Annotated in this window: 17 protein-coding genes; 7 read left to right on the plus strand and 10 right to left on the minus strand. The window is 34.3% G+C overall.

Going from position 1 to position 21,998, the window contains the following annotated elements; genetic code table 11:
- The first annotated feature begins 232 nt into the window (after positions 1–232).
- Positions 233–3,895, plus strand: a complete 3,663-nt coding sequence (locus AC1RRU_RS05550; RefSeq protein WP_016930936.1) for a Spy0128 family protein — start codon at positions 233–235, stop codon at positions 3,893–3,895.
- Between the two features lie 52 nt (positions 3,896–3,947).
- Here the strand turns inward: AC1RRU_RS05550 and AC1RRU_RS05555 are convergent, their stop codons facing one another.
- From AC1RRU_RS05555 to rpmH, 10 genes are all read right to left on the minus strand, one after another.
- Positions 3,948–4,520: a helix-turn-helix domain-containing protein gene (locus AC1RRU_RS05555; RefSeq protein ID WP_011276907.1), complete on the minus strand. Its 573-nt coding sequence runs from the start codon at positions 4,518–4,520 to the stop codon at positions 3,948–3,950.
- Between the two features lie 255 nt (positions 4,521–4,775).
- A complete protein-coding gene (locus AC1RRU_RS05560; protein WP_011276909.1) occupies positions 4,776–5,315 on the minus strand; it encodes a TetR/AcrR family transcriptional regulator in 540 nt (179 codons plus the stop codon).
- Positions 5,278–5,676 (minus strand): DUF3147 family protein, encoded by a 399-nt coding sequence (locus AC1RRU_RS05565; RefSeq protein ID WP_011276910.1) that lies wholly within the window; start codon positions 5,674–5,676, stop codon positions 5,278–5,280. The genes AC1RRU_RS05560 and AC1RRU_RS05565 overlap by 38 nt, the downstream gene beginning before the upstream one ends.
- Before the next feature lie 18 nt (positions 5,677–5,694).
- Positions 5,695–6,057, minus strand: a complete 363-nt coding sequence (locus AC1RRU_RS05570) for a DUF3147 family protein (RefSeq protein WP_016930935.1) — start codon at positions 6,055–6,057, stop codon at positions 5,695–5,697.
- Between the two features lie 223 nt (positions 6,058–6,280).
- The gene (gene noc / locus AC1RRU_RS05575; RefSeq protein WP_011276912.1) at positions 6,281–7,120 is read right to left on the minus strand and encodes a nucleoid occlusion protein; all 840 of its coding nucleotides are present in this window, start codon (positions 7,118–7,120) and stop codon (positions 6,281–6,283) included.
- A 45-nt stretch (positions 7,121–7,165) separates the two neighbouring features.
- Entirely contained in the window at positions 7,166–7,888 is a 723-nt protein-coding gene (gene rsmG / locus AC1RRU_RS05580; RefSeq protein WP_011276913.1) for a 16S rRNA (guanine(527)-N(7))-methyltransferase RsmG, read from the minus strand.
- Positions 7,888–9,765: a tRNA uridine-5-carboxymethylaminomethyl(34) synthesis enzyme MnmG gene (mnmG, locus tag AC1RRU_RS05585; protein WP_011276914.1), complete on the minus strand. Its 1,878-nt coding sequence runs from the start codon at positions 9,763–9,765 to the stop codon at positions 7,888–7,890. Before mnmG ends, rsmG begins: the two co-directional genes overlap by 1 nt.
- A 120-nt stretch (positions 9,766–9,885) precedes the next feature.
- Positions 9,886–11,265, minus strand: a complete 1,380-nt coding sequence (gene mnmE, locus AC1RRU_RS05590) for a tRNA uridine-5-carboxymethylaminomethyl(34) synthesis GTPase MnmE (RefSeq protein WP_011276915.1) — start codon at positions 11,263–11,265, stop codon at positions 9,886–9,888.
- 153 nt (positions 11,266–11,418) lie between these two features.
- On the minus strand, positions 11,419–11,769 hold the full coding sequence (rnpA, locus tag AC1RRU_RS05595) for a ribonuclease P protein component (protein ID WP_162838898.1): 351 nt from the start codon (positions 11,767–11,769) through the stop codon (positions 11,419–11,421).
- A 112-nt stretch (positions 11,770–11,881) separates the two neighbouring features.
- Entirely contained in the window at positions 11,882–12,019 is a 138-nt protein-coding gene (gene rpmH / locus AC1RRU_RS05600) for a 50S ribosomal protein L34 (RefSeq protein WP_000240855.1), read from the minus strand.
- 678 nt (positions 12,020–12,697) lie between these two features.
- Here rpmH and dnaA point away from each other — a divergent pair.
- The 6 genes from dnaA (at position 12,698) to gyrA (ending at position 21,952) form a co-directional block, all read left to right on the plus strand.
- Positions 12,698–14,053 (plus strand): chromosomal replication initiator protein DnaA, encoded by a 1,356-nt coding sequence (gene dnaA / locus AC1RRU_RS05605; RefSeq protein ID WP_011274359.1) that lies wholly within the window; start codon positions 12,698–12,700, stop codon positions 14,051–14,053.
- A 300-nt stretch (positions 14,054–14,353) separates the two neighbouring features.
- The gene (dnaN, locus tag AC1RRU_RS05610; RefSeq protein WP_011274360.1) at positions 14,354–15,487 is read left to right on the plus strand and encodes a DNA polymerase III subunit beta; all 1,134 of its coding nucleotides are present in this window, start codon (positions 14,354–14,356) and stop codon (positions 15,485–15,487) included.
- Positions 15,488–15,856: 369 nt separating this feature from the next.
- Entirely contained in the window at positions 15,857–16,099 is a 243-nt protein-coding gene (gene yaaA / locus AC1RRU_RS05615) for a S4 domain-containing protein YaaA (protein WP_172458781.1), read from the plus strand.
- Positions 16,096–17,211, plus strand: a complete 1,116-nt coding sequence (recF, locus tag AC1RRU_RS05620) for a DNA replication/repair protein RecF (RefSeq protein WP_053023214.1) — start codon at positions 16,096–16,098, stop codon at positions 17,209–17,211. Before yaaA ends, recF begins: the two co-directional genes overlap by 4 nt.
- A gap of 9 nt (positions 17,212–17,220) precedes the next feature.
- Positions 17,221–19,155, plus strand: coding sequence for a DNA topoisomerase (ATP-hydrolyzing) subunit B (gene gyrB / locus AC1RRU_RS05625; protein ID WP_033079924.1), 1,935 nt, complete (start codon positions 17,221–17,223; stop codon positions 19,153–19,155).
- Between the two features lie 97 nt (positions 19,156–19,252).
- Entirely contained in the window at positions 19,253–21,952 is a 2,700-nt protein-coding gene (gene gyrA / locus AC1RRU_RS05630; protein ID WP_493196465.1) for a DNA gyrase subunit A, read from the plus strand.
- Positions 21,953–21,998 lie beyond the last annotated feature (46 nt).

A 21,998-nucleotide genomic window follows, 5' to 3' on the forward strand; every position in this document is an offset into this window, starting at 1 on the left:
CTCAGCTCTAATCATACATACGGGGTTTGGGGCCCAAACATAAAGAATTTCACAAAGAAATTCTACAAGCTAAGTAAGTTGGGGGTAGGATAGAATTCAAAAGGATTCTATCCTACCCCTTTGCTTTTTATTTTAATAATTATGATCATTATATATTAATATTTTTTATTTTATATTTTTTATAATTAAATTGACAGAAATATTTTATTCATCTAAGAAAGGACATCAAGTTATGCTTCAAAAAACTAAATATCGCTTCTCTATTCGAAAGTTTTCAATAGGAACAGGCTCCGTACTATTAGGTGCCTTTTTATTTGTGGGCTTTCAAGATGTAGCTCATGCGAGTGAATTACATAATAGTACGTTAACAACGGACACGGCTTCCAATCCACAATCTTTTGAAAAGAAAGCCAATAATTCAACACACGAAGACGTACAAAATGCAGCTTCAACATATCAATCTAATCCCCTAAAAAATACAGAAAATACAACAAAAGCAGAAATTCAATCACAAATAACGAGTAAGACAACTCACTCAGTTAAAGAAAATGCAAATGCGCAAGCCATTGCCGCTTCATCTCAAATAGAGAAGAAAGTAATACATACGCGTTCACGTCGTTCAGCAACGTCACCAATTACTTCAGAAGGCGTCTTAGAGGATACAACGACAACTGCAACACCTAATATGGATGATGCTAATGGTGCATCAGTTAAAAGTAGAGATGTTGCCATTCTACAACCTAAAGATTCAAATACTGTCCCAACACCAAACGTCGTATTTGAAAAAAGTCCTGATCCAAATCAGTATACATTTGCGATAACAGATCTTAAAGATTTTAATGCTGCCTATCAAACAAAATATTATTATCGTTTATCTAAGCCCTACGATGATTCTAATGACGTAACGATTGAATTAGTTAACGGTGAGACAAATACTGTAGTAGAAACGAAACAGATCAATTCACCTGGCACTGTATCCATTGGTCAAAATTCTCTAGAAATCGCAGTAGCTGCTCATGATCCTCAAAAAGCGAAATATGGTCATATCAATTTCACTTTTTTAAATACATTAGACTCATTCAAAAACACAGTTTCAACTATTAGAGCACGTTTTGAAATAGATGATAATGGTAGCTTAGAAGATAGACGAAGCGGCATACAAATTTACGATTTATTTAACCAGGCGAATGAAGGAACAACCATTACAGATCCACAATATTATGTGCCCCACATTGTTCCTGAAACGACCTATTATCGTGTTGTTACTAAGAATAACCCCACTTATCAAGCAGATAAGACTGATATAAACGCTCAAACATACCAACCAGATTTCACTGAAAAAGAGCTAGCACACTATACGATTAAAGGTATGGATGGACAAATCTATACCGCTTCAAACTCACGTGAATTTGAAGGTTACAAATTATATCAAATTGCTGAGCCTAATCACATGATTGGTACAATGGTTCGCCCATACCAAGTTGGGTTGAGATATGTGGATGCTGAAACGAATAATGGTGGTGTCAAACGTATCAAAGAAATTATCGGAGAAGATGGTACAACACGTATCGAAATTTGGACTTTATCGGTGGATCACATGTCTGAATCTGCGAAAAACACAGGTATCGATACAACAAATTATGTGAAAGTTTATGAAGCAACGTTAAGACCTGGCGAAAGAAATAAAAATGATTTAGGTAAACAGATTTATATTCCTGGATATAATATACCATTTCTTATTCAACCAGCTAGTGCTGGCGAAGGTGCTGTTGGGAATATATTTGCTCCTAATCAATCAATAAATGGTGTACAAGTAGGACGTGGAAGTAACTTCCGTTTACAAAACTTATTAGCTAAAGCGCATCCTATTATTTATTACTACACAGCAATAGACCCTGTTGAAGTCACATTAAAGGCAAATAAAGTAGTTAAAGGCGAACATACGCTAGCGCAAGGTGAATTCACTTTCAATATTGTAGCCGGTCCTAATTCACCAGCTATTCCAGAGACTTCGCAATCAAAAACAAATGCAGCAGATGGTTCAGTTACATTTGATAAGATTTCATTTACAAAACCAGGTACTTACACTTATACAATTACAGAAAATAAAGCTAACCTTAACTCAAATTTTGATGCTGAACCATTAACGATTACAGCAACTGTTACAGTAACCGAAGAAAATGTGGCTTTAAACGCAAATGTGAGTTACGCATATGATTCAGATACTGATAATAACCAAGCATTCACTAACTATTATGTAGCACCTAAGCAATTAGACTTTGACGTTCATTTTACAAAATCTCTAGTTGGCCGTCCGTTAAACAATGAAGAGTTTCAATTCACTATGAAAAATGCTGACGGAGAAGTTATCGCTACAGGTACAAATAATGCGACAGGTCAAATAAACTTCAACTTTATTGAAGGTAAACGTCCGACTTATACTAATGCCGATGCTGGTAAAACCTTCACGTATACTGTTGAAGAAGTTCCTAGTAACTTACCGAATATCAGTAGTGATTCTATGAAAGCAATTGTAACTGTAAATATCACTAAAGATTTACATGTACTTACAGCAACATCGATTGCGCCAGCAGATACTGAATTCAACAATACATTTGTTCCTCCAACACCACCGACACCTGTATTCCAACCTGAAAAATTTGATTTATCAGTGGAAAAATATGATATTACAGCAAATAAATTATTAGATGATGATAGTGAATTAGCGAATAAATATGCAGATACTAATGTGAACCCTTATGCGGATCAAACAACTAATAATGAACCAGAAAACATCAATACTAAAACGCTTAATCGTGGCGATAAAATTGTGTATCAAGTTTGGTTAGATACAACACACTTAACACCAGAGAATAAAATTAATAAATTAGGCATTACTGATGACTATGATGAAACAAGCGTAGCTGTTCAAAGTATTAAGGTATACGACGGTATTACTGGACAGGACGTTACAAACTTATTTGATATCACAGATGAGAATGGTGTTATCATAGCTACATCAAAAGATAGTTTAGTCAAAGACCATGTGCTAGATAATGCGCAAATGCCATTTGGACGTTATTACAAATTAGATATTGTCGGGGTCATTAAAGACAGTGCCAAAGCTAGTAAAGACATCACTAATGTAGCTAATCAGTCTGTGCAGTTCTTTAACCCAGCCAAAGGTGGCAATGAAGTACCACCTCCTAAACCGTCAGAAAAACGTGTAAATAAAGTAAAACCAGTACCAGTAAACTTTGAATTCAAAGTGACTAAGAAATTGGAAGGTGGTCAACTTAAAGGTGGAGATTACACATTCATCTTAACGGATTTAAACACTCCTGATCACCCAGAGCAATCAGCAACAAATGATGCGAATGGTAAAGTGAATTTCTTACCAATTAAATTCAATAAAGTAGGCACTTATATTTACCAAATCACTGAACAAGTGGGAACAGATTCAAATATTGCTTATGATACAATGTCTATCAAATCAACAGTGGTAGTTACTGAAAATCCAGAAACTGGTAATTTACAAGCAACTGTAACTTACAACAGTTCAGGCGGTAAATCAGTTGGAATAAATGATACTGAGTTTAACAACACTGTTAAACCTCCCGTACCACCAACGCCAAACAAACCACCACATAATCCGCCTAAAACACCGGGTCAACCTCCAGTTAACCCGCCAGGCAACCCACCTGAAAAACCAGGTGTACCACCGACACATCATGTGCCACCAACACCTAAACAACTAAATCAACCGAAGCACCTACCAAATACTGGTAGCGACGATGCTAATATAAATAAATCATTATTAGCAACAATGTTTGCAAGTTTAGGTAGTGTATTATTATTCGGTAGAAGAAGACGCGATGGGCAAAATTTAAAGTGAAATTTTTAAAAAACCTAAGAAGCATTTCCGCTTCTTAGGTCTTTTTAATTGATTACGGTAAAAATTTAAATGACAAATAAATACTTAACCAACATATGATTACAAATGCACCTACTACAAAGACAAATGATAAGATGCTCGTAATGAGATTACGTGTTTTACTCGTCTGAACTTCGTTTGGATCTTGACCATTCATAAATGCAACGATTCGATCATAATTATCCATACCGTGCCTATATTTAATTTTGTCGACTTGCGTACTACTATAAAAACCTACAGAAAAAATAACATAGGTAATCGCAACGCCCCACCAACTCAAATAATATAAAAGTGGTCCTATTAAAACACAAGCTAATAAAATCCAAATCAACATCATCCACGTCCAAAAATCCATGTCCTTTTTAACTTCTTCATGACCCATACGTTTCACGTCTCCTTTAACAAGATCATCTAATGAAACATTAAATAATGTACACATCATTAACAAATTATGGATATCTGGATAACTTCTTTCATTTTCCCAATTAGAAATGGTTTGTCTCGAAACATATAATTTCTCAGCTAAGTACTCTTGAGAATACTTTTCTTTTTCTCTATATTTTCTAATTTGTTGACCGATTTCCATCATCCATAACTCCTTAACCATATAGATTAATCTTGCATAGAATAGAAGCAAGATAGTAAATATGTGCCGTATCTCACTTCATCTCTATAGAAACGTTTCCTCATATAAAAAACTACCAAATTTCTTTGTCATACGCATCTTTTTCATTGTCAAAATCCTTTTACATACTGATATATCAGCATTTGCAAGACTTCCCGACGTCTAAAAAAGGAACAGCGTCTTAACATTTATTGCTGTTCCATTTACTATTAAATATTAGTCATTAAATGATTTTAATATCATTTTCAACATTTTTTCAATATACGCTTCATCGAGTGTTTCAGGTTTAATTAAAATATTAAAATAAATCGGTGAGAAGATTAAATCTATAAATAAATCTTGATCCTCTTCTTTAATATGTTGAGCAATAATAGATTTTAATATCTTACGATTATTTTTAAAATAACCTTGCATAAATAATTCGCGAGCGTCATTTTGTTGATTACTAATCAATATTTCAATAACCGCTCGTCCAAGATTGGTTTTATAAATAGACATTATCTTTACTAAATATTGATACAATCCTGTGTATAAATCTTTATTTTCATTTTCAAAAATCTGAGTTCTACTCACAAACATATCTACAATAATCGATGATTTATCTTTCCAACGACGATAAATCGTTGCTTTTGAAACACCTGTGTTCTCTGAAATTTGATCAATCGTAATGTCTCTAAAATGAGTGGTTACTAACAATCGATCTATTTCATCAAATATTTTATGATTGATTGTCGGATCTTTCGGTCTTCCAGCCATGTTTTCCCCTTCTTAAACGCGTAATAAATTCAACCGCTTCAAAAATAATTACTGCACTTACAAACCATGCAATAAATCCAGTAACAATACTAAGTAACCAATGATTTGTAAAATAAAGCATCGCCCATGTTGCTAGTATACTAATTAATACACCTGTCATGCCAAACACTGCACCTCTACTAACGTGCTTAGCAATGACATCGCCATGTTGCATTCCTGTTATAAACAATGAAACTAAGAATACTGCAGGTAATGTAGCAAAGACGCCACCGAGCTCTTTCCAAGGTAAAATAACAGAAATAATATAACTAAGTGTAACTGCTAATCCTCCAACCAAGAATTTAATTAATGCTAATTTCATTACAAAAGCCTCCAAAGATTAATTCATATGTCTAACGACAAATATACCTAGAGAAATTACAAGCCAACATATTAATGCAAATCCTGTACCTCTTTTATAATCTCTTTTACTAATATAAAGAGAAGTTAGAAAGACTGTTATGATGCACGATATAATCCCAATAATGGCACCAGAACTAAGATGAATTGACATTTGTACTAATTGATTGCCACGATGATCTATCGCAAGGGCAATAATTGCGGCTAAATAGACTGCCGGCATAGTAGCGATAATGCCACCCATTTTACCACCGACTTTCTCAGCCATTATAGATGCAATTGCCACTGCAAGACCTCCAATAACAAAATGAAGAATAGCACTAGAAATGGATATTCCAAACACAATAAACCCTTCTTCTTTAATTATTAAACGATACGTTTCGTTTAATAATATTGTAAATCTATTTATTTGCTATGTAAACAGCACTTTGTAATAAAAATGATTGCCATATTGAACATAAAAAAACACTAAGATAATTCAATTTTTAATCATCTTAGTGCTAATATTTAGTGATATACATTTTAAAACCAATCCCTTAAGAAATGGTATCATACACACTTTTCATCTATTTTTTATAAATTTTTATTTTAATTTCGTAATAATCATCATGTTCTTTATCACGTTGTTCTACACGTATACCAGATTGTTCAATAGCTTGAATACTTTTTCCAACTTCGTCACGTGCTTGTGTTAAATCTTTAGAGAATTGGAAAGATTGAGCTTTTACTTTTTCTGGTCCAATTTTCTGTTTAACACGTGCCTCTGTTTGTTTAACATTTAATTTTTGGCTAATCACTTGTTCAATTAGCTTTTCTTGATCGTCCTCTTTGAGAGATAAGACAGCACGAGCATGACGCTCAGTAATCTTGCCTTCTCTTAAACGATTAATCACTTTAGGTGCTAATTTCAATAGTCGCAATTTGTTTGCGATAAAACTTTGACTTTTACCTAAACTTTTAGCTAATTCACTTTGCGTTGTGCCACCAATTTCAAGAAGCTTTTTATAAGCTTCCGCTTCTTCAACAGCAGATAAATTTTCACGTTGAATATTCTCAATTAATGCTACAACTGCTGTTTCTTCATCATTCATATGACGTATAATGACATCTGCTTGAGATTTATGCAGTGACTGTAGTGCTCTGAAACGTCGTTCACCCGCAATAATTTCATACATATTCTCTTCAATCGGTCTTACAACGATGGGTTGTAATAAACCATGCTCATCAATAGATTCAGCAAGTTCAGTAATCTTACTTGAGTCAAACACCTGTCTTGGTTGATAACGGTTAGGTACAATACGCTCAATTTGAATGGATTCGACGCTAGAATTGCGATCTTCTTCAATGTATCCAACGATGTCATCTTTATTTTTCAATCCAAATAATTTTGAAAAAGGCTTTTTCATTATCCATTCACTCCTCTTAAAATTAATTTTAACATGTAAGTGCTATTAATTTTCTAGTAAAGGAGATTTATTAGGCGTACCAGGTTTTCTAGGATATTTTTTAGATGTTTGACGACGTTTATCTATAATAATCATTTGTCGTTCACCAGCATCTTCTGGTAAATCAAATGTATAAGAATCACTAAAGACGCCACCTAATATACTAATCCCAAATTGTGCTTCTTCTAATTCTTCTTCTCCTTTAGAAGACTTCAATGCGATGAACTGACCACCTTTTTTAACTAAAGGAAGGCACAATTCACTTAACACTGTAAGTCTGGCTACTGCACGTGCTGTAACTACGTCATACGTTTCTCTGTTTACGCCTTTACCGAATGTTTCAGCGCGATCATGTACAAAGCTAACTTGAGTTAAGCCAAGTTCAGCAGCTAGATGATTTAAAAATTGAATACGTTTATTCAAAGAATCTACAATGGTTACTTTCAATTCAGGGTAAACAACCTTCAATGGAATACTTGGAAAACCTGCACCAGCACCAACATCACAGATGGTTAAAGGTTGATTGAAATCATAATAAAAGCTTGGTGTAATTGAATCATAGAAATGTTTCAAATAAACTTCATGTTCATCTGTAATACTTGTGAGATTCATTTTCTCATTCCATTCTACAAGTAAACGATAATATGTTTGAAATTGTTCTTTTTGTTTATCTGACAATTCAATTCCATGTTCACTTAATTCTTTAGCTAGCCATTCTATGCCGTTCATTAATTTTTCACCCTTTGCAATTTACCTTGCTCTAAATAAACAAGTAAGATTGAGATGTCTGCTGGGTTAACACCAGAGATTCGTGATGCTTGTGCAATATTCAATGGTTTAACTTCAGCTAATTTTTCACGAGCTTCAGTCGCTAAACTATCCACTTTACTATAATCTAAGTCTTCCGGAATTTTTTTCTCTTCCATGCGTTTAACTTTTTCAACTTGTTGCAATGATTTATTGATATAACCTTCATATTTCGTTTGAATTTCAACTTGTTCTTCAACCGCTTCAGGTAATTGATGACTTTCTTCTAGAATTTCTAAGATTGTATTGTATGTCATTTCAGGACGTCGTAATAGATCAATTGCTAGAATGCCATCTTTTAGACGTGAACCACCATTTGCCTCAATGACGGATTGTGTGTGTTCATTTGGTTTAATACGAATATCAGTTAAACGTTGGATTTCATCTTGAATTTGTTGACGCTTTTCATTAAAACGCGCGTAACGTTCTTCCGAAATCATACCTAATTCATAACCTACATCTGTCAAACGCAAGTCAGCATTATCATGACGTAGTAATAATCTATATTCTGCACGAGATGTTAATAAGCGGTAAGGTTCATTCGTACCTTTTGTAACTAAGTCATCAATTAAAACACCGATATATGCGTCTGAACGACTTAAGATTTTCTCTCCGGTACCAAGCACTTTACCTGCAGCATTGATACCTGCCATAATACCTTGTCCAGCCGCTTCTTCATAACCTGAAGTACCATTGATTTGTCCAGCTGTGTATAAATTTTTAATCATTTTAGTTTCTAATGTTGGCCATAATTGCGTTGGTACAATGGCATCATATTCAATGGCATAACCTGCACGCATCATGTCTGCCTTTTCAAGACCAGGAATTGTTTCTAACATTTGACGTTGTACATGTTCTGGTAAACTTGTTGAAAGGCCTTGAACGTAAACTTCATTTGTATTACGACCTTCAGGCTCTAGGAAAAGTTGATGTCTAGGTTTATCATTGAAACGCACAAATTTATCTTCAATTGATGGACAATAACGAGGACCTGTTCCTTTGATCATACCTGAATACATTGCTGATAAATGTAGATTATCATCGATGACTTTATGTGTACGATCATTAGTATATGTTAACCAACAAGGTAATTGGTCTAGGATATATTCTGTAGTTTCAAAACTAAATGCACGACCCACATCATCACCAGGTTGAATTTCCGTCTTAGAATAATCAATTGTTTTCGCGTTTACACGTGGAGGTGTACCCGTTTTAAAGCGCACAACTTCAAACCCTAATTCTCTTAAATTATCAGCTAGCGTGATAGATGGAAGTTGATGATTTGGACCACTTGAATATTTCATGTTACCTAAGATTATTTCACCACGTAAGAATGTACCTGTCGTAATAACAACCGCTTGAGCGCGATATTCAGTACCGATATTTGTGCGGACACCTTTTACTTCATTGTCTTCAATAATTAATTCATCCACCATACCTTGCATGATGTCTAAATTATCTTCATCTTCAATGACACGTTTCATTTCTTGTTGATATAACACTTTGTCTGCTTGAGCACGTAACGCACGTACTGCTGGTCCTTTACCAGTATTTAACATACGCATTTGGATATGTGTTTTATCAATCGCTTTAGCCATTTGTCCACCTAATGCGTCAATTTCTCGAACGACAATACCTTTCGCTGGACCACCTACTGATGGGTTACATGGCATGAATGCAATATTATCTAGATTAATTGTTAGCATTAGTGTTTTTGCACCACGTCTTGCAGATGCCAAACCTGCTTCAATACCTGCATGTCCAGCACCAATGACGATTACATCATATTCTTGAACCACCTAATTGACCTCCTTTAAATTTCCTTTGCCTTTATTTTTATAAATAAGACTTCCTACCGTCTCAATTTCATTTATATTTATAATTTGATATAACGTTGCATCGCTATGAGGTACAAACTATTATTTTCCTAAGCAGAATTGACTAAATAGTTGATCAATCAATTCATCACTAGCAGATTCACCAATAATTTCACCTAGTAATTCCCATGTACGCGTTAAGTCAATTTGAACCATATCCATAGGAATACCTGATTCAGCTGCATCAATCGCATCTTGAATGGCATTTCTAGCTTGCTTTAATAAAGAGATATGTCTTGAATTAGATACATAAGTCATATCTTGGTTTTGAACATCGCCACCAAAGAATAAATCTCGTATTTGTAATTCTAGTTGATCAATACCTTCTTGTTTAAGCATAGATGTTTGGATAAGTGGTGTATCACCAATCATTTCTTTTACTTCATTTATATCTAAGTTTTGCTCTAAATCAGTTTTGTTAACAATTACAATGGCATCTTCATTTTTAATAACTTCATATAATGTACGATCTTCTTGTGTTAATGGCTCATTGTTATTTAATACAAATAAGATTAGATCTGCTTCACTTAAGGCTTTACGTGAACGTTCGACACCAATTTTTTCAACGATATCTTCAGTGTCACGAATACCTGCAGTATCTACTAATCTTAATGGTACACCTCTAACATTGACGTATTCTTCTAAAACGTCACGAGTTGTACCTGCAACTTCAGTTACGATGGCTTTATTATCTTGAATAAGGTTATTTAGCATTGACGATTTCCCTACATTTGGTTTACCAACGATAACGGTTGAAAGACCCTCTCTCATAATTTTACCTTGTGCGCCAGTCTCTAATAATAGATTAATTTCGTTTTTAATCTTTTTAGATTGCTCTAATAGGAACTCAGTTGTAGCATCTTCAACATCGTCGTATTCGGGATAATCAATGTTCACTTCTACTTGCGCGAGAATTTCTAAAATGGATTGACGTTGTCGTTTAATTAAATCACTTAGTCGCCCTTCGATTTGGTTCATGGCAACTTTAGAAGCACGATCTGTTTTAGAACGAATAAAGTCCATAACAGCTTCAGCTTGTGATAAATCGATACGCCCGTTCAAGAATGCACGCTTTGTATATTCACCTGGCTCTGCCATTCTTGCGCCATGCGTCATTGTAAGTTCTAATATTCGATTAATCGTTAAAATACCACCGTGACAATTAATTTCAATTATGTCCTCGCGTGTAAATGTTCTTGGTGCTCTTAGCACAGATATCATAACTTCTTCAACAACTTCATTTGTTTCAGGATCTACGATATGACCATAATTAATCGTATGTGAATCTACGTCTTCTAACTTTTTCTTTCCTTTATATAGCTTATCTCCAATTTCAACGGCTTGCGGTCCAGATAAACGGACAATACCGATTGCCCCTTCACCCATAGGTGTTGAAATACTAGTTATCGTATCAAAATCCATGATTATCCTCGCCTCCTTATTCAAGTAAAATTTCATTATAACATTGTAATTTGTTTCTATAAAAATTGCTAATAAGTTGATTTATCGCTCATAATGTAAGACTTCGGTTTGTCTAACCTCAGACTAACAGGAGTCTAAAATCCCCCTACCCTTCTATTTAATCTTTTTATTAAAGACCTTAGCAATTTTTAATACATGTTCTAAGCTACCCTGGATTTCAAGTGTAGTCATATCCTTAGCTGGTTGCCTAGCAATAACGATAATATCACGTGCAATAATATCTTCTTTATGAATTTTGAAATTCTCCCTTATCGCACGTTTAATTCTATTTCGAGTCACTGCATTGCCCAATTTTTTAGATACACTAATACCTAATCGAAAATGATTTTTATTACTATTATAGGTATAAACAACAAACTGTCTATTTGCTACCGATTTCCCTCTTTTATAAATCGTTTGAAAATCAGTATTCTTTTTTATACGGTAAGCTTTCTCCACGTTCACATCACTCGCTTATTTTATTCTTTGCCATTTTAGTTAAAGTTAGTTTTGATATAGCGTATCTCAATTTATACCTATTCAAACGAAAAAAAAGACCACTGAGAAGTCAGTGATCTTATGCTGATAAAACTTTACGGCCTTTACGACGACGACGTGCTAAAACTTTACGGCCATTTTTAGTGCTCATGCGTTTTCTGAAACCATGAACTTTACTATGTTTACGTTTATTTGGTTGATAAGTACGTTTTACCATGCAAAACACCTCCATCTACATATTTATCCAGCTCACTCGCTCTTGTAGTGATCCTGATTATTTTAATAGATAAATTATAATTTCTGATATCAGAATTCTTGTTTTAATTCAATTTTATCTAGTCATAATTCAAGCAACTACTACAATATAACAAATTACTATTTATAAAGCAAGCAGCATTTGCATTAAGATGTTATTTTTTTAACCACTTGCCAACATTCATTTTTAATATTTATACATTTCATCAAACGAGCGTCTTTCAAACTTTATTCATTTTAAATTCATCTTTATAAATTATTTCCCAAAGCTGTTGTAGTACATAAAGTTAGTTTTTTAAAATTATCCACTTATACACATATGAGATCCAAGTTTCTGTGGATAATATATTCATTATTAACAGATTTATACCAAGTTTAACAACATATTCACACCTATTTGACATCTCTCTAAGTTAAAAAGTATAATTATGTGGATAAGTCGTCTAACTCATTATTTTTAAAGGATTTATTTATTGATTTTATATACGTATTTAGTGTGAATAAATCATAGCATATATAAAGTTATCCACTGAATGTTATTAACTTGTGGATAATTATTAACATGCTGTGATTATTTTTATCCACTTGTCTAAATGTCTGTGTATAAGTCCTAAATTTAAAAGAAGATGGAGTTTATTTTATGTCAGAACAAGAAATTTGGAAAAAAGTATTAGAAGTTGCTGAATCAGAAATATCTAAATCGACATTTAATACTTTTTTGAAAGATACAGAACTCAAAGAAATTCGTGATAATGTTGCAATCATCTTTGTAATTCATGAATTTTACGCAGAATGGTTAAATTCAAACTACAAAGAAGTAATCCAAACAATTATGAAAGATGTTATTGGTTATGAAGTTGAACCCAAATTTTTCACTGCTGAACAATTAGCTGAACTTGATGAGACAAGTCGTAAATCTAACACGCCAAGCGAACCTCAACGTCAAATCATTGAATATGGTCATGAAGGCACAGATCAATTCAATACTCACAATACATTTGATACTTTCGTCATTGGACCTGGCAATAGATTTCCACACGCAGCAAGTCTTGCAGTTGCTGAAGCACCAGCACAAGCATACAACCCTCTATTTATATATGGTGGCGTTGGTCTTGGTAAGACACATCTTATGCATGCGATCGGTCATCATGTTCTTAGCAATCAACCAAATGCTAAAGTACTATATACTTCAAGTGAAAAATTCACAAATGACTTCATCAAATCAATTCGTAACAATGAACCTGAAGCCTTTAGAGAAAAGTATAGAAACATCGACGTGTTACTGATTGATGACATTCAATTTATTCAGAATAAAGAACAAACGCAAGAAGAGTTCTTCCATACATTTAATGAATTACATCAAAATAAGAAGCAAATTGTCATTTCAAGTGACCGTCCACCTAAAGAAATTGCAAAATTAGAAGACCGTTTACGTTCTCGTTTCGAATGGGGATTAATCGTTGATATTACTCCTCCTGACTATGAAACACGTATGGCGATTCTTCAGAAAAAAATCGAAGAAGAGAATTTAGAAATTCCTGCTGAAGCTTTAAATTATATTGCTAATCAAATTCAATCAAACATCCGTGAATTAGAAGGCGCACTCACACGTTTGCTTGCCTATTCTAAACTTCAAGGCAGACCTATTACGACTGAATTAGCGGCAGAAGCGCTCAAAGATATTATTCAAGTTCCTAAATCTAAAAAAATTACAATCCAAGATATTCAAAAAGTCGTTGGACACTACTACAACGTTCGCATCGAAGATTTCAGCGCAAAAAAACGTACAAAATCAATTGCTTATCCACGTCAAATTGCGATGTATTTATCAAGAGAACTTACCGATTTTTCATTACCTAAGATTGGTGAAGAATTCGGTGGTCGAGATCATACGACAGTGATTCATGCGCACGAAAAGATTGCTAAAGATATTAAAGCCGATACAATTTTTAAACAAGAAGTTGAAGATTTGGAAAAAGAAATTCGCAATCAATAAAATAAAAGTTGAAAACTGTTATACAACAGATTATGAAATGATAAAGTGGGAAATAAAAATAGTGACAAGTTATTATGGTATAAGAAGCAATAATTAATTATAAGCGTCATAAACTTTTTATTCGTAAATGTGGATAATGTTTAAAAGTAATACACAGCATCAACAGTTTATCCACATGTGTATAACTTTGGCACATAAGGATTTTCTTAACATATCCACTAATCCACAAGCCCTACTACTATTACTATGAATTTAAAACCTATATAATTATATATAAACGACTGGAAGGAGTTTAAATTAATGATGGAATTCACAATTAGAAGAGATTATTTTATTAATCAATTAAACGACACATTAAAAGCCATCTCACCAAGAACAACATTACCAATTTTAACGGGTATCAAAATCGATGCTAAAGATAACGAAGTCATTCTTACTGGTTCAGATTCTGAGATATCTATTGAAATTACAATCCCTAAACAAGTAGATGGTGAGGATATTGTCACTATTTCTGAAACAGGTTCAGTTGTACTTCCTGGTCGTTTCTTCGTAGATATTATTAAAAAACTACCAGGTAAAGATGTTAAATTATCAACAAATGAACAATTTCAAACACTGATTACTTCAGGACATTCTGAATTTAACTTAAGTGGTTTAGATCCTGATCAATATCCATTACTACCTCAAGTATCACGTGATGATGCAATCCAATTATCAGTAAAAGTATTAAAAAATATCATAGCACAAACAAATTTCGCAGTGTCCACCTCAGAAACACGCCCAGTACTTACTGGTGTTAACTGGCTTATACAAGATAATGAATTAATATGCACTGCGACCGATTCACATCGTTTGGCTGTAAGAAAATTGAAATTAGAAGATGACTCTGAAAACAAAAATGTCATCATTCCAGGTAAAGCTTTATCAGAATTAAATAAAATTATGAGTGATAGCGATGAAGAGATTGATATTTTCTTTGCTTCAAATCAAGTTTTATTTAAAGTTGGAAATGTAAACTTTATTTCTCGCTTATTAGAAGGACATTATCCTGATACAACACGTTTATTCCCTGAGAATTACGAAATTAAATTAGGCTTAGACAACGGTGAATTCTATCACGCAATCGATCGTGCTTCTTTATTGGCACGAGAAGGTGGCAACAATGTTATTAAGTTAAGTACGGGTAATGATGTTGTAGAATTATCATCTACGTCACCTGAGATTGGTACTGTAAAAGAAGAAGTTACAGCAACGGATGTAGAGGGTGGCAACTTGAAGATTTCTTTCAACTCTCGTTATATGATGGATGCGTTAAAAGCGATTGATAATGATGAAGTTGAAGTTGAATTCTTTGGTACGATGAAACCGTTCATCCTTAAACCAAAAGAAGATGATTCTGTCACTCAATTAATTTTACCAATTAGAACGTATTAGTTTTAAAAGGTATTAATTTGGAGTTACGACGAATTCAAAAGAAATTCTGTCGTAACTCCTTTTAAATTTAAACTCATTCAGCCTTCAATATAGACACAAAAGTTAATCACTAGTGGATAACTCTAAATAATATATCATCAAGCTAAAATGGCCCTTAAAATTAAAAATCAGGCTATTCTCTATACAACCTCATTTGTAATCTTCAATTTTCTTTAAAAAGGCCGCTTCAAATTGAAAAATATAGCTAATTTTCCTACTAAAATTAAATATGTAAAAAGATATTGTGAAGTAAACGGTTTCACATTCCATTTTAAATGAAATTTAAACCTAAAAAAGGTATAATATATTAATGACACATAAAGAAACGGAGTGATTATTTTGGTTCAAGAAGTAGTAGTTGAAGGCGATATTACGTTAGGCCAATTTCTTAAAACGGAAGGCATTATTGAATCAGGTGGACAAGCTAAATGGTTCTTACAAGATGTTGAAGTTCTAATTAATGGCGAGCGCGAAACACGTCGCGGTAAAAAACTAGCTAACCAAGATCGAATTGATTTCCCAGATATCCCTGAAATTGATTCTGTAATCATTATTCATCAAGGTGAACAATGAAACTTAAAACACTCCAATTAGAAAATTATCGTAACTATGAAGAAGTTACGCTCGAATGTCATCCTGATGTGAATATTCTGATCGGAGAAAATGCACAAGGGAAGACGAATTTGCTTGAATCAATTTACACATTAGCTTTAGCCAAAAGTCATCGTACATCGAATGATAAGGAGCTTATACGGTTTAACTCAGAGTATGCTAAAATAGAGGGTGTACTAAATTATAGACATGGAACGATGCCACTAACGATGTTTATAACTAAAAAAGGTAAACAAGTAAAAGTGAACCACTTAGAACAAAGTCGACTAACTCAGTATGTTGGACATCTTAACGTGGTTCTTTTTGCGCCAGAAGATTTAAATATTGTCAAAGGCTCCCCTCAGATACGAAGACGCTTTATTGATATGGAATTAGGTCAGATATCTGCAGTATATTTAAATGATTTGGCTCAATACCAGCGTATTCTCAAACAGAAGAATAATTACTTAAAGCAACTGCAATTGGGCCAGAAGCAAGACACTACAATGTTAGAAGTCTTAAACCAACAATTTGCACAATATGCTTTAAATGTAATGTTGAGACGAGAGCATTTCATCAAAGAATTAGAATCATTGGCTAAACCGATTCATGCAGGTATCACGAATGAGAGAGAAACGTTGTCATTAACTTATTTACCAAGTATTAAACTCAGTGATATGAGCAAAGATGAACAGACGTTATTGGACGAAGTGATTACGCTATTGAATGACAATATTAAGCGAGAAATGGATAGAGGCGTCTGTTTATTTGGACCACATAGAGATGATTTGGGCTTTAATGTAAATGATATGGATGCACAAACATATGGATCCCAAGGGCAACAACGTACGACTGCATTATCCATTAAATTAGCAGAAATAGAGTTAATGAATATTGAAGTTGGAGAATATCCAATCTTATTATTGGATGATGTGTTAAGCGAATTAGATGATTCTCGACAAACACATCTATTAAGCACGATTCAACATAAAGTACAAACCTTTGTAACAACAACATCTGTTGACGGCATAGATCATGAAATTATGAATAATGCTAAGCTTTATCGAATCAATCAAGGTGAAATTATAAAGTAATAGAAAGTGATGGTGAATACATTGTCAGATGTAAACAACACAGATAACTATGGTGCTGGACAGATACAGGTATTAGAAGGGTTAGAAGCCGTTCGTAAAAGACCTGGTATGTATATAGGGTCAACTTCAGAAAGAGGTTTGCACCACTTAGTATGGGAAATCGTGGATAACAGTATCGACGAGGCACTTGCTGGTTATGCAAATCAAATCGAAGTTATTATTGAAAAAGACAATTGGATTAAAGTAACTGACAATGGTCGAGGCATTCCTGTTGATATTCAAGAAAAAATGGGTCGTCCAGCAGTTGAAGTTATCTTAACTGTACTGCATGCTGGTGGTAAATTCGGCGGTGGCGGTTATAAAGTATCTGGTGGTCTACATGGTGTAGGTTCTTCAGTTGTTAACGCTTTGTCTGAAGACTTAGAGGTATACGTTCATCGTAACGATACAATCTATCATCAAGCATATAAAAAAGGTGTACCTCAATTTGATCTTAAAGAAGTAGGTAGCACTGATAAAACAGGTACAGTCATTCGCTTTAAAGCAGATGGTGAAATATTCACTGAAACAACTGTTTATAACTATGAAACGCTACAAAAGCGTATTAGAGAGCTTGCATTCTTGAACAAAGGTATTTCAATCACTTTAAGAGATGAGCGTGAAGATGTAGAGCAACGCGAAGATACATATCACTATGAAGGCGGTATTAAATCTTACGTTGAACTATTAAACGAAAATAAAGAGCCTATTCATGAAGAACCTATTTATATTCATCAAACTAAAGATGATGTAGAAATAGAAATCGCTATGCAATATAACAGCGGTTATGCAACGAACTTATTATCTTATGCGAATAATATTCATACTTATGAAGGTGGTACGCATGAAGATGGTTTCAAACGTGCCTTAACGCGTATATTAAATAGCTATGGAACACAAAGTAAGATTATCAAAGACGATAAAGAAAGATTGTCTGGTGAAGATACACGTGAAGGTTTAACAGCCGTCGTATCAATTAAACATGGTGATCCTCAATTCGAAGGACAAACTAAAACGAAATTAGGTAACTCTGAAGTACGTCAAATTGTTGATCGATTGTTTGCTGAGCATTTTGAACGTTTCTTATATGAACATCCAAATGTTGCACGCATCGTTGTTGAAAAAGGAATTATGGCATCACGTGCACGTGTCGCAGCTAAGAAAGCACGTGAAGTGACACGTCGTAAATCAGCTTTAGAAATTTCAAGCTTACCAGGTAAACTTGCAGACTGTTCAAGTAAGAAACCTGAAGAAAGTGAAATCTTCCTAGTAGAGGGTGACTCTGCCGGGGGGTCTACAAAAGAAGGTCGTGACTCTAAAACACAAGCCATTTTGCCATTAAGAGGTAAAATCTTAAACGTTGAAAAAGCACGTTTAGATCGTATTCTTAATAATAATGAAATACGTCAAATGATTACAGCCTTTGGTACTGGTATTGGTGGCGAGTTCGATATCTCTAAAGCACGTTATCATAAAATTGTAATCATGACAGATGCTGATGTGGATGGCGCGCATATTAGAACTTTATTACTAACGTTCTTCTATCGTTTCATGAGACCACTAATCGAAGCGGGATATGTGTATATTGCACAACCGCCATTGTATAAATTGGCACAAGGCAAACAAAAATATTATGTATTTAATGATCGTGAACTTGATAAATTGAAATCAGAATTAAGTCCTACACCTAAATGGCAAATATCACGTTATAAAGGTTTAGGAGAAATGAATGCGGATCAATTATGGGAAACGACTATGAATCCTGAAAACCGTATGATGTTACAAGTTAAATTAGAAGATGCGATTGAAGCGGACCAAACATTTGAAATGTTAATGGGTGATGTAGTTGAAAATCGTAGACAATTTATCGAAGACAATGCAGTATATGCGAACTTGGATTTCTAAGTTAACGTCTAGTATTGAAAATCTTGAAGACTGTACAGCATAATGGCTTGCAGTCTTGCTATTTTAAGTGAATTGATTATAGAAGGAGGATATCTTGATGGCTGACTTACCTCAATCAAGAATAAATGAACGAAATATAACCAGCGAGATGCGCGAATCATTCTTAGACTATGCAATGAGCGTTATCGTTTCACGTGCGTTACCTGATGTACGTGATGGTTTAAAACCTGTACACCGTCGTATCTTATATGGCTTAAATGAACAAGGTATGACCCCTGATAAACCATATAAAAAATCAGCACGTATCGTTGGGGATGTAATGGGTAAATATCACCCTCACGGAGACTCATCAATCTATGATGCCATGGTCAGAATGGCACAAACATTCAGTTATCGTTATCCACTTGTCGATGGTCAAGGTAACTTTGGTTCAATGGACGGCGATGGTGCCGCTGCCATGCGTTATACTGAAGCGAAGATGACTAAGATTACGTTAGAATTACTGCGTGATATTAACAAAGATACAATTGATTTTCTAGATAACTATGATGGTACTGAAAGAGAGCCGGAAGTCTTACCTTCTCGTTTCCCTAACTTATTAGTTAATGGTGCATCAGGTATCGCTGTAGGTATGGCAACAAATATTCCTCCTCACAATTTAACTGAAGTCATCAACGGTGTTTTACATTTAAGTAAGAATCCAGATGTAACGATTGCAGAACTTATGGAAGATATTCAAGGTCCTGATTTTCCAACAGCTGGTTTAATTCTAGGGAAAAGTGGCATCCGACGTGCTTATGAAACAGGTCGAGGATCAATTCAAATGCGTGCACGTGTGGAAATTGAAGAGCGAGGTGGCGGTCGCCAACGTATCGTAGTGACTCAAATTCCGTATCAAGTTAATAAAGCGCGTATGATTGAGAAGATTGCAGAACTTGTTCGTGAAAAGAAAATTGAAGGTATTACTGATTTACGTGATGAAACAAGTTTACGTACTGGCGTTAGAGTAGTAATCGATGTTCGTAAAGATGCAAATGCCAATGTTATTTTAAACAATTTATATAAACAGACACCATTACAAACTTCATTTGGTGTTAATATGATTGCACTTGTTAATGGACGTCCAAAATTAATCAATTTAAAACAAGCTTTAGTTGAATATTTAGAACATCAAAAGACAGTTGTACGTCGTCGTACTGAATACAACTTGAAAAAAGCGAAAGACCGAGCACATATCTTAGAAGGTTTGCGTATAGCGTTAGATCATATCGATGAGATTATTACGACAATTCGTGAATCAGAAACAGATAAAGTCGCTATGGAAACATTGCAAGAGCGTTTTAAATTGTCTGAACGTCAAGCGCAAGCTATTTTAGATATGCGTTTGAGACGTTTAACTGGTTTAGAACGAGATAAAATTGAAAATGAATACAACGAATTACTCGGTTATATTTCTGAACTTGAAGAAATCTTAGCCGATGACGAAGTTTTACTTCAATTAGTTCGTGATGAGTTAACCGATATTAAAGAACGTTTTGGTGACGAACGTCGTACAGAAATTCAATTAGGTGGCTTAGATGATTTAGAAGATGAAGATTTAATTCCTGAAGAACAAATCGTCATCACATTGAGCCATAATAACTATATTAAACGTTTACCAGTTTCAACGTATCGTTCACAACACCGTGGCGGACGCGGCGTTCAAGGTATGAATACATTGGAAGAAGATTTCGTAAGTCAACTTGTAACGTTAAGTACACATGACCACGTTCTATTCTTCACGAATAAAGGTCGTGTTTATAAACTTAAAGGCTACGAAGTTCCAGAATTATCTCGCCAATCTAAAGGTATTCCAGTCATCAATGCCATTGAATTAGATAATGATGAAACAATCAGTACGATGATTGCTGTTAGAAACCTTGAAGATGAAGATAGTTACTTAGTATTTGCAACTAAAAATGGTATTGTGAAACGTTCTGCTTTAAGCAATTTCTCACATATCAATAAGAACGGTAAGATTGCGATTGGGTTCAAAGAAGACGATGAATTAATTGCAGTACGTCTTACAGATGGTAACCAAGATATCTTAATTGGAACATCCCATGCTTCATTAATTAGATTTGCAGAAACAAGTTTACGTCCATTAGGTCGTACTGCTGCAGGTGTAAGAGGTATCTCATTACGTGAAGATGATGTCGTTGTAGGTCTAGATGTTGCACATGCCGATAGCGAAGATGAAGTGCTAGTCGTCACTGAAAATGGATATGGTAAACGTACGCCAGTGAGTGAATATCGCTTATCAAATCGTGGTGGTAAAGGTATCAAGACTGCCAAGATTACTGAACGTAATGGTAATATCGTTTGTATCACAACTGTTAATGGCGAAGAAGACTTAATGATTGTTACAAATAGTGGTGTTATCATTCGTTTAGAAGTAGAAGATATTTCTCAAAATGGTCGTGCAACTCAAGGTGTTCGCTTAATGAAACTAGGCGATGATCAATTTGTATCAACAGTTGCTAAAGTTATTGATAAAACAGAAGATGAAGATGCGACTGAGGCTGCTCAAACTGAAAATGGTGAATCAAATGCAGAGAGTACTGAAAGTCCTAGTGAAGAAGTAATTGACGATGATACACCAGGTAACGCACTTCATACTGAAGCGGACGAAGAAACTACAGTTTCATCTGAGGATGACTCAACAGATGAACGTATTGAAGTTAGACAAGACTTCATGGATCGTGTAAATGAAGACATTGAAAATGCATCTAACAATGATGAAGATGACGAAAACTAAATAATAGAAGGTTAATCTATAATAGAAAGTTACAACAATATTGATT

This window comes from Staphylococcus sp. GW821-FHT11H10, assembly GCF_058807855.1.